Consider the following 249-nt stretch of genomic DNA (forward strand, 5'->3'; position numbering starts at 1 on the left):
CGTCTTATCGCCCAGAACCCGGCGAGCTTTAACTTCCACGTACCGCTGGAAGACGGCGGCGTGCTGCTGGGCGCCAGCCCGGAACTGCTGCTGCGCAAAGAGGGCGCGCACTTTAGCTCGCTGCCGCTGGCAGGCTCTGCGCGCCGTCAGCCGGACGATGTGCTGGATCGCGAAGCGGGCACTAAGCTGCTGGCCTCCGAAAAAGACCGCCACGAGCACGATCTGGTCACGCAGGCGATGAAAACCATT

The 249-nt window shown here is 64.3% G+C and carries 1 protein-coding gene; it reads left to right on the forward strand.

The features are described from left to right. A partial coding sequence (locus HJG58_RS18740) for a chorismate-binding protein (RefSeq protein WP_170249810.1) occupies positions 1-249 on the forward strand: 249 nt, incomplete at both ends.

Source organism: Acinetobacter geminorum, from assembly GCF_013009345.1.
GTDB classification, from domain to species: Bacteria; Pseudomonadota; Gammaproteobacteria; order Pseudomonadales; family Moraxellaceae; genus Acinetobacter; species Acinetobacter geminorum.